The sequence below is a fragment of the Micromonospora sonneratiae genome (assembly GCF_042679305.1).
GTDB lineage: Bacteria > Actinomycetota > Actinomycetes > Mycobacteriales > Micromonosporaceae > Micromonospora_H > Micromonospora_H sonneratiae.
Window position 1 is genome coordinate 1 of the sequence record NZ_JBHTMP010000120.1, and the last position, 9,707, is coordinate 9,707.

Sequence of the window (9,707 nt, forward strand, 5' to 3'; positions counted from 1 at the left end):
GGGACGCCCGCCAGCTCCGCGCGCCAGAACCGGGCCTGCTCGGCCAGGTCCGCAGCTTGCAGCAGTTGCCGTTGCAGGCGGTCGGCGTCGGCGAGCCCGGGGACCGGGTACGCGAACCGCGGCGCGCAGCCGTCGACCCGGGCGGCGTACGCGGTGCCGAGGTCGCGGGCCAGCACGTGCTCGGACCACCCGTCGAACGCGATGTGGTGCACCACGATCCCGAGCAGCGACCGCCGCGACGATGTCTGGACGAGCACGACCCGCCACACCTCGGCGTCGGCGAGCACCAGCGGCCGGGACAGCGCCTCGTACAGCAGTCGCCGCGCCGCAGCCTCGTTGGCCACTTTGATCAGTTGGAAATCCGATCCGCGGTCGCCGGGCGTGGCCAGCGCCCCGGCTGTCAGGTCGTACCGTGCGCTCAGGTACCCGTGGCGGTGGTGCACGTCGGCGACCGCAGCCGCTAGCGCCGCGACGTCGACGGGCCCGTCGATCTCCCAGATCATCGGGCAGAGTGCGGCGAGGTCGAACTCGGGGTCCAGGTTGCCGAGCAGGAACCCGCCCTGCATCGCCGACAGGGGCACGCTGTCGCGATCGGCGGCCGGCGGGGGATCATCGGCGGGGTCGGGCGCCGCAGCGGGCAGTGGTTCGGTGAGCCAGCGTTCCAGCGCCGCCACGGTCTGGGCCCGCATGAGGCGCGAGACGGGGATCGGGCGGCCCAACTGCGCGCCCAGCCGGTGGCAGATCCGGATCGCCGAAAGCGACGTGCCGCCGAGCTCGAACAGTGACGTGTGCGGGTCGACCGCGGTGAGTTCGAGCACCTCGGCGAACGCCCGCGCAACGACGCCGCTCGCCTGCCCGCCGACTGCCGACGGGGCTTGGCGCAACAGTTCGCGCAGCGCAGCGGTGTCGAGTTTGCCGGTCGGCGTGAGCGGGAACGCGGCTACCTCGACGACCCGGGCGGGCACGCTGTAGGCGGGCAGCTCCGCACGCAGGGCGGCGAGCACGGTGTGCGGGGTGGCGCCCGCCGCAGGTTCGGCCCGGTAGACCAGACCCATCGATTCGTATCCGCCACCCGCTCCGGGCAGCAGCACGGCGGCGCTGCGCCGGACGCCGGCGACCAGGTCCGCGGCCCGTTCGACGGCCGCCGGCTCGACCCGGTGACCGCGTACCTTCACCTGCCGGTCGGCGCGGCCGGCGAACAGGTACACGCCGTCGGCTCGCCGGCTTCCCCGGTCGCCGGTGCGGTACAGCCGTACGGGTGAGCCGGCGAGGGTGAGGGTCACGAACCTCGCGGCGGTCTCCGCCGGATCGCCGAGGTACTCCACAGCCAGGCCGTCGCCGGCGATGCACAGTTCGCCGACCTCGTCGGGGTCGCAGATCCGCCCGTCGTCGACCACCACGACCTGGGTGTGTGGCACCGGCCGGCCGAGCGGCACCGGGCCGTGCAGTTCCTGCGCGGTCACGTCGTGGGTGAGCGCGAACACCGTGCTCTCGACCGGCCCGTAGCCGTTGACCAGCCGGATTCCGGGATGGACGGCGAGGAACCGCGCGCACTGGTCGGGCCGCAGCTCCTCGCCCCCGGCGATGACCGTGCGCAGGCCGGTGAACGCGGCCACGTCCTCGTCCACGACCAGGTGGAACAGCGACGTGGTGAGGAAGACGGTGTCGACCCCGTGCCGTCGGATGACCTGGCGCAGCCCGCGCGGGCCGAACGGGTGATCGTCGAGCAGCACGCAGGTGCCGCCGTTCAGCAGCGGGCCCCACAGCTCCAGTGCGAACGCGTCCCACGGCACAGCGGCGGCCTGTGGCATCACGGTGCTGGTGTCGAACCTGGCGAACGGGCAGTCGTCGAAGAGCCGCAGGGTCGCCCGATGCGGCGACACCACGGCCTTGGGCCGCCCCGTCGTGCCCGAGGTGAAGAAAACCATCGCCGGATCGGCACCGGTGATGTCGGCATCCGGCACCGGGGCGGGGCCGCCGGGCGGCACAGGTGCGCCGGGAAGAACGAGGCCGTCGGGGAACACCTCCGGTGAGCCGACGATGACCGTCCTGGCGTTCACCTGCCGCACCACGGCCCGCTGCCGGGCGGCTGGCCAGGCCGCGTCCAGGGCCGCGTACGCCGCCCCGCACTTGAGCACTGCCAGCAGCGCCACCACGAGCTCGACCGAGCTGGCCAGCAGCACCGGTACCGTCTGCCCCGGCCCGACACCGCGGGCGTGCAGCAGCGACGCCACCGCGTCGGAGGACTCGTCAAGGCTGCGGTAGGTGACGCGCCGGCGCCCCTGGATCAGCGCGACGGAGTCGGGCCGCGTCGCTGCCCGGGCACGGAAGACGGCGTGGATGAGATCAGGCCGGCGCCCGGCGGTTGCGTCGTCCACCCGAACAGCAAAGCCGGCCCCGCGGCGGGCCGGCAGTAGGGATTTTCCCGGACCGCTGCCGCGGCCCAGCTCGCGCTATGGTCCCCGCATGTCCTCGCTGTCCTGGTCGGCCGACCTTGAGTGCTGGCTGGTGGAGCAGCCCGCGTTGAGCCGCGCCGTGCTCACCGACGACCGGTTCAGCTCGCAGACGCTGGGCACGGCCTTCCGCCGGTTCAGCAACACGGCGATCCACACCGAGTGCGCCCACCTGCTGGACATCCTTTCCCGCTGGTACGTCCAGCACGACCCGCCCGAGCACACCGAGCGGCGGCGCCTGTCCCAGGGCAACCTCACCCGTACGGCGCTCACCGCGCTGACTCCCGCGATCGAGGCCGTGGTCGCCGAGGTGCTCGACGCGCTGCCCGAGCAGGGCAAGGCCGACGGCGTGCGTGACGTCGCCCAGCCCGTGTCCGCCCGCGTGATCGCGCTGGCGCTGGGGGTGCCCGCGATCGATCCGCGGCTGCTGCATCGCTGGTCGACCGACATCGGCCGGTTCCTCGGCGCGGTGTACCGCCTCGACTACGCACGCGCCGCCCAGCGTGCTGTCGAGGAGATGGCGTCGTTTCTGGAGGATGCGCTGAAGACCGGTGCCACTCGCGGCCCCGGACCGGTCTACCGCGGCACCGACGCGCGCGAGAACCTTGCCGCGCACACGATGATGCTGTTCGGCGGGTTGGAGACCTCCGGCCGGCTGCTGACCCTGGGCCTGTGGGAGCTGCTGCGCGCGCCCGATCCGGGCATGGTTGACGTCGACGGGCTGCTCGACGCCGTGCTGCGGGACTATCCGCCGCTGCGCTACGTCAGCCGGGTCGCCACCCGCGAGTGCGTCTTCGACGACCAGCGGATCCGCGCGGGCGACCTGCTGATGGTGTCGCTGACGGGAGGGGCTGCGGCAGGTGCGCCGGTGCTCGCGTTCGGCCAGGGCCGCCATTACTGCCCCGGCATGCAGCTGACCATGATCGAGGCGAACCTTGTGCTCAGCCGGTTTCGCGAGCGCTTCCCCGGTGCGGCGTTGTCCACCCCGGACGTGCGGCCCACGGCGGGCGCCGCATACCACGGGTTCGACTCACTGCCCCTGACCCTTGTCCCCACCCCCCGAGCCGAGGACGAAGACACGACATGAACCCCGTCGCCTCCATCGCCGGCATGCACCGGCTCACCCCGGGTCGGCCCGGCATCCGCCTCTACTGCTTCCCGTTCGCAGGTGGCAGCGCCGCAGCGTACCGGCCGTGGGCGGCGCTGCTGCCCGAGGTCGACCTGGTGAGTTTCCAACTGCCCGGACGCGCCGAGCGTCTCGGCGAGGACCCGGTCACCGATCTGCGTTCGATGGTGCCGGGGCTGGCCACCACGATCGCGGCGGACCTCGACGGCAGGCCGTACGCCCTGTTCGGGCACAGCATGGGCACGATCCTGGCGTACGAGGTGGCGGCGGAACTCGCCCGGCTCGACGTCGCCGCGCCCCGGCTGCTGGCTGTGTCCGGGCGGCGGGCGCCGCACGTGGTCGACCCCGAGTTCGTCCCGTACCACCCCATGCCCGACGACGCATTCCTGGCCCGCATCGAGGCACTGGGCGGCATCCCGCCGCAGCTCGCCGAGCACCGCGATCTGATCGAACTGATGCTGCCGACGCTGCGCGCCGACTTCACCGCCGTCGAGACCTACCGGGCAAACGTCGGCGAACGCCTGGCCTGCCCGATCGCCGTGTTCGGCGGGGTCGACGACCCGGATTCGCCGCCCGCCACACTGCTGCCGTGGGCCGAGCTCACCACCGCGCCGACGACGGTGCACACGTACGACGGCGGGCACTTCTTCCTGCTGGACCACGCCGTCGAGGTCACCTCGGCCATCGCCGCCGCGCTGGGCCGGACGACGGCAGGCTGACGGCCATGCTCGTCTGCGGTGTCGAAGGGTTCCGCAGCCACTGTCATACGAGAGCGAGGGAGACCAACCGTGTTCACCGATGAGGACCAGGTCCTCCAGGTCGTCGTCAACGACGAGGAGCAGTACTCGATCTGGCCGGTCGACCGCGACGTGCCACCGGGGTGGACCGCTGCGGGGTTCCAGGGGGTCAAGGGCGACTGCCTGGCGTACATCGACCAGGTGTGGACCGACATGCGTCCGCGCAGTGTCCGCGAGGGTGCCGCCGAAGGGGCGCGTCATGACGGGTGAGCAGCTCACGGATCGGCTCAGCGGCATGTTCGCCGCGGTGCTGGAGCAGCCCGAGGTGGGGCTCGACGACGACTTCTTCGCCCTCGGCGGGCACTCGCTGACTGCGGGCCGGCTCGTCAGCCAGGTCAAACGAGACCTGCTGGTGCGGGTCACGCTGGTCGAGTTCTTCGACGATCCGACGGTGCGGGGTCTGTCCCGCCTGGTCGAGCAGCGGCTCGGCGCGGACTCCCCGTCCTGACGCCCGGTTACGCGGGTGCGCCGGTGCCGGCCGCGCGTACCCGGTAGCGGGCCGGGCCGCCGGGGGCCGTGAATGTCGCCGCCAGCTCTTTGCGGTCGACCTTGCCGGTGGCCGACACCGGTAGCGCCGCGATCACCCGAACCCGGCTGGGCTGCATGTACGCCGGCAGCACGCCGCGCAGGAATTCGCGTACGGCCTGCTCGGTGACGCCGTCGCCGGCCCGCACCGCCAGGCCCAGCTCCGGGGTGTGCGCCGCGCCGAAGGCAAGCGCGACGGCTTCGGCGATGCCCGGCATCCGTGCGGCGGCGCTCTCGATCTCGCCGAGTTCGATGCGGAATCCGCGGATCTTGACCTGGTGGTCGAGCCGGCCGAGGAACTCCACCCAGCCGTGCGAGGTCCAGCGTGCCCGGTCGCCGGTGCGGTACATCCGGGTGCCCGGTGTCGGCGACCACGGGTCGGGGACGAAACGTTCGGCGGTCAGCGCGGCGTCGTTGAGGTATCCGACCGCCACGCAGGTGCCTGCGATGTACAGGTCACCGGGTTCGTCGAGCGCGCACGGGGTGCCGTCGTCGGCGAGTACGTAGTAGCGGGCGTTGCTCATCGGGTGGCCGTAGGGGATGCTGCGCCATCGCGGGTCGACGGCCTGCACGACGAAGTCGTTCGACCACACGCAGGCTTCGGTGGCACCGCCCAGCGCGACCAGGGTCGCGGTCGACCACGCTGCCGCGAGTTCGGCATGGGTGGTCAGCGGGACCCAGTCCCCGCTGAGGAACACGCGGCGAAGCGCGGTGCCGCCGGTGCCTGGCCGGGTGCGCTGGAACTCCAGCACGGCCGTGAACGCGGCCGGCGCCGAGTTCCACAGTGTCACCGCGTGCTCGACCAGGGCTGCGGCCACGCGGCCGGGTTCGGCCAGTTCCGCATCGGGCAGCAGAAGCAGGCTGCCGCCGGCGCTGAGGACGCCGAACAGGTCGTACACGGACAGGTCAAAGGAGAACGGGGCGGCCTGCAGCATCACGTCGGCGGGGCCGACGGCGTTGCGCTCGTTGAACCAGCCGACGAGGTTCACCACGCTGGTGTGGCTGATCGCGGCCGCTTTCGGCACGCCGGTCGAGCCCGATGTCGTGATCGTGTATGCGAGGTCGTCGGGTCGCGGGCCGGCCGGTGCCGGGGCGTGCGGGGCCGGTTCGTCGAGGCGTGCCGGGTCGTCCGGGCCGGCACGGCGCGGTGCCGGGGTACGCACGGCGTGGGTGGCCGGGGTGGTGAGCACGACGTCGTAGCGTGCGGCCAGCGGCCCGGCGAGTCCGGTACCGTCCCGGCCGCGCAGCTCCAGCCCGGCTCCCGGGTAGCCGGCGGCGAAGTCGTGCCACCACTGTCGCGGTAGGCGCAGACTGCCGGGGAACTGACCGGACGGCGGGTCGACCACGTCCGCGACCACGATCGCGGTGCCCGGTGCCGTCGCAGCGATCAGGTCGTCGAGCACGCCGCGCAGGTAGGCGGCGTCGGGGAAGTACTGCACGACACTGGCAAGCAGGACGACGCTCACATCGCCGGCCCGGCGCAGCAGCGGCCCGGCCTGGTGCGCCCAGCCCGCCGTCGCGGTGACCGGCAGCCCGTGCTGTTCGGCCCACCGGGCGAGGCGGTCCATCGCGGCGGGCGCGGCGTCGAGGGCGATCATCCGGGCGACCCGGGGGGCGATCTCGGCGACGATCAGGCCACTGCCGGCGCCGATCTCGGCGACCGTCGAGCCGGGGCGGTAGCGTGACAGGACGAGCCCGGCGACGTGTCGCGCGTACGCGGTGACCTGGTCGGCGTCGAAGCGGTAGCCGCCACGGTCCAGGTTGAACCCGGCAGCCGCCGCGATGTCGTCGGTGTTGGTGATCGCGTCCCAAACCTCGGCGACCTGTGCGAGTTCCGCTGCCCGGTCCGGCGCGGCGGTGTGGAACACCCGGGTCAGCAGCGGCAGGCCGCAGGCCACGTCGAATGCCCGCCGGGCGAACTCCGGCGCGACGATGAGGCTGGTCACCCGTAGCGAGGCGAGGACCTCGGCGATGCGGGTGTCGGGCCAGCGCGGGTCGAGCGGGACGTAGAACGCCCCGGTCCGCACCACGGCGATGATCGCCGCCACGCATTCGGGCCGGTGGTCGACGAGCACCGCGACCGCTTCGCCACGGCGTACCCCGTACGCCGTGAGTGTGCTCGCCATCGTGCGGGTCTGGTCGGCCAACTCGGCGTGGCTGACGCTCGTGCCGGTGGCTGTGCGTAGCGCGGGGTGGTCGGCATGCCGTGCCGCCGCCCGGTCGAGCAGGTCGACGATCGTGGCGTCGGCGTCGAAGGGGGCCTGGGTGTCGTTGGCTGCGGCGACCATCGCGGGGAACGCGTTCATCGCGGTGTGCCCTCGGCCGCCGCGAGGTCGGCCAGCAGTGCCGAGGCGACCTCGTGTTCGTGGTCCCACAGGTAGTGGTGGCCGCCGTCGAAGGTGCGGACGGTGGCCCGGTGCTCGGTCAGCTCGCGCCAGCTCTCCAGCGCTGCCGTGGGTACCAGCGGGTCCTGGCGACCGCCGAGGACGCTGATGGGGCAGGTCAGCCGCAGCCCGGGTATGTACCGGTAGTCGTCGATGAGCTCCAGGTCGGCCCGCAGCATCGGCAGTACCAGTTCCAGCAGCTCGGGGGTCTGCAGCACGGTCGTCGGGAGCCATCCGCCCTGGCCCGCCAGTTCGATCAGCTCGGGGTCGGACAGCTGCCGTACGGCCATGTTGTCGTGTGCCACGTGCGGGGCGATCGCGGCGGACACGGCCAGCAGCGCGGGCGTCGCGACCGCCCGGGCCTGCAGTTGCCGGGCGACCTCGTACCCGATCGCGGCGCCCATGCTGTGCCCGACGAGGACTGTCGGGCGGCCCGCCGCCGCAGCCGCGATGTCGTCGGCGAGATCGTCGACGAGGTCGGCGAACTGCTGGTACGGAGGGTCCTGCCAGCGGTCCTGGCGCCCCGGCAGCTGGACCGCGCTCACTTCGAACCCGGGCGGCAGCAGTTCGGCCCAGGACCAGTACGAACTCGCGCTCGCGCCGGCAAACGGGAACAGGTAGACCGCGGTGGTGCCCGGTTCGGACAGCCGCACCAGGTTGGGGCTCATGACGGCTCCGTTCGGGCCACGGGGCGCCGCGTCGCCGGCTCGTCTGCATCGTCAGCGGTGTCGTCGTCGCCCGGGTCGGCGTCACGGATGCCGGTGGCCGCGTCGGCGGGCGGCGCGGTGTCGGCGAACCGGCGCACGTCACGTTGCGCCAGCGGGAGCACCGTGGAGACCAGCAGTACGACCAGGGCGCCGAGCAGGACCGGCTGGGTGCCCCACGCGGTGATCGCCAGCGGTGCCAGCGCGAGCCCGACCGGCGCCAGCGCGAACGTGCCCAGCATCTCCACCGACATCACCCGCCCGAGTAGCTCGCCCGGGATGGAGCGCTGTAGGGCGCTGGACCACAGCACCCCGAAGACCGAGTAGCCGAACCCGGTCGCCACCATCGTCGCGCCCAGCACGTACAGCGGCAGGTCCAGGCCGAGTGCGAGCAGTTGCAGGCTGAGCAGGGCCAGCGCGCACACCCCCGCGACGCCCGGCTGCCGGGGCTGGTACGCCGAGACGGTGAGGCCGCCGAGGACCGACCCGAGTGCCTGCAGACCCACCATCACGCCGTATGCCGCGAAGTGCCCGCGGTCCTTGAGCAGGATCGGCAGCAGCACCAACGCGGGGCCCATGACCAGCAGCAGTTGGACGGTGCCCTGGAGGATGATGGTGAGCACCCACGGCCGGGCGGCGACCGCCGACAGACCGGCGTGGGCCTCCCGGAACACGTTCTGCGGCGTGTCGCGCTGGGGCGCCCGGTCCTTGATCCCGATCAGGAACAGCACGCTCACCGCGAACGTGGCCACGTCGACCAGCAGGGCCATACGCGGGCCGCTCAAGGCCAGCAGAAGGCCGCCCAGCGCGGGGCCGATCACCGCGGCGGCCCGGGTCGTCATGGACCGCAGCGCGTTCGCCGCAGGCAGGTCCTCATCGGGCACCAGCGAGGGGGTCAGCGCCCCGAAGGCGGGCTGGAACAGTGCCGCTCCTGCGCCCATCATGGCGGCCAGCACCAGCGACAGGATCAGCGGCCCCTGCGCCGCGCCGAGCACGAACCCGGTCACCGCGAGCAGGCGGACCATCTCGGACAACGCCATCGCCCGGGACCTGCGCATCCGGTCGGCGAGCACGCCGCCGACCAGCGACATCGCGACCATGGCGGCACCTTCGGCGGCCATCACGTAGCCGAGGTCGGAGTTGCGATGGCTCTGCAGGATGAGCCCGATCAGCGCGACGGCGAAGATACCGTCGCCGATGGAGCTGATCGCCTGTCCGAACCAGACCCGGCGGAACTGGGAGTGCCGCAGCGGCCGCGCGAAACTCATCACCATCAGTCGGTACCCTCGTGATCGCGGCTCGGGTGTCGAGGTCGTCGTCCCCGGCCAGGGTGGGCGTGCAGCGCCTGTCGGCGCCGGTCGATCCGGGCCAGCCATGCCGCTGTGTGAATGGTATTTGTATCAATGTTTTCGTTGTCGAGCACTTCTGCCATGCTGGCCACGGTCGGGCACCGGAAGATGTCGGTGATGGGCAGCGAGACGTCGAACGCTGCGCACAGGCGCACGTGCAGCCGGGCCGCGCTGAGCGAGGACGCCCCGGCTTCGAAGAGGTTGACGTCGCGGTCGATGTGTTCGAGACCCAGTACGGCGCACCAGGCTTCGGCGACCCTGCGCTCGGTGTCGGTACGCGGCGGGTCGGCGGCCTGCCGGCGCGGGCGTACCGGCACCGGGGCCGTCCGGATCGGGGGCACCGGCAGGTCGCCCACGCGGGCGTCCGGC

Annotated in this window: 9 protein-coding genes; 4 read left to right on the forward strand and 5 right to left on the reverse strand. The window is 72.6% G+C overall.

Annotation, left to right across the window (positions count from 1 at the left end; all coding sequences use genetic code 11):
- The coding region (locus ACFQ4H_RS34035) for an amino acid adenylation domain-containing protein (protein WP_377579262.1) at positions 1-2,378 on the reverse strand (2,378 nt) is incomplete at its 3' end.
- A gap of 88 nt (positions 2,379-2,466) precedes the next feature.
- On the opposite strand from ACFQ4H_RS34035, the gene ACFQ4H_RS34040 reads away from it, so the two are divergent.
- The 4 genes from ACFQ4H_RS34040 (at position 2,467) to ACFQ4H_RS34055 (ending at position 4,824) form a co-directional block, all read left to right on the forward strand.
- A complete protein-coding gene (locus ACFQ4H_RS34040) occupies positions 2,467-3,540 on the forward strand; it encodes a cytochrome P450 family protein (RefSeq protein WP_377579264.1) in 1,074 nt (357 codons plus the stop codon).
- Positions 3,537-4,298: a thioesterase II family protein gene (locus ACFQ4H_RS34045; protein ID WP_377579266.1), complete on the forward strand. Its 762-nt coding sequence runs from the start codon at positions 3,537-3,539 to the stop codon at positions 4,296-4,298. Before ACFQ4H_RS34040 ends, ACFQ4H_RS34045 begins: the two co-directional genes overlap by 4 nt.
- Positions 4,299-4,367: 69 nt before the next feature.
- Entirely contained in the window at positions 4,368-4,586 is a 219-nt protein-coding gene (locus ACFQ4H_RS34050) for an MbtH family protein (RefSeq protein ID WP_377579268.1), read from the forward strand.
- A complete protein-coding gene (locus ACFQ4H_RS34055) occupies positions 4,576-4,824 on the forward strand; it encodes a phosphopantetheine-binding protein (RefSeq protein WP_377579270.1) in 249 nt (82 codons plus the stop codon). Before ACFQ4H_RS34050 ends, ACFQ4H_RS34055 begins: the two co-directional genes overlap by 11 nt.
- Before the next feature lie 7 nt (positions 4,825-4,831).
- Here the strand turns inward: ACFQ4H_RS34055 and ACFQ4H_RS34060 are convergent, their stop codons facing one another.
- The 4 genes from ACFQ4H_RS34060 to ACFQ4H_RS34075 form a co-directional block, all read right to left on the reverse strand.
- Positions 4,832-7,207, reverse strand: coding sequence for an amino acid adenylation domain-containing protein (locus tag ACFQ4H_RS34060; protein WP_377579272.1), 2,376 nt, complete (start codon positions 7,205-7,207; stop codon positions 4,832-4,834).
- Complete coding sequence (locus tag ACFQ4H_RS34065) at positions 7,204-7,953, reverse strand: thioesterase II family protein (protein WP_377579274.1); 750 nt, start codon at positions 7,951-7,953, stop codon at positions 7,204-7,206. Before ACFQ4H_RS34065 ends, ACFQ4H_RS34060 begins: the two co-directional genes overlap by 4 nt.
- Positions 7,950-9,257: an MFS transporter gene (locus ACFQ4H_RS34070; protein ID WP_377579276.1), complete on the reverse strand. Its 1,308-nt coding sequence runs from the start codon at positions 9,255-9,257 to the stop codon at positions 7,950-7,952. The genes ACFQ4H_RS34065 and ACFQ4H_RS34070 overlap by 4 nt, the downstream gene beginning before the upstream one ends.
- A 5-nt stretch (positions 9,258-9,262) precedes the next feature.
- The coding region (locus ACFQ4H_RS34075; RefSeq protein WP_377579278.1) for an acyl carrier protein at positions 9,263-9,707 on the reverse strand (445 nt) is incomplete at its 5' end.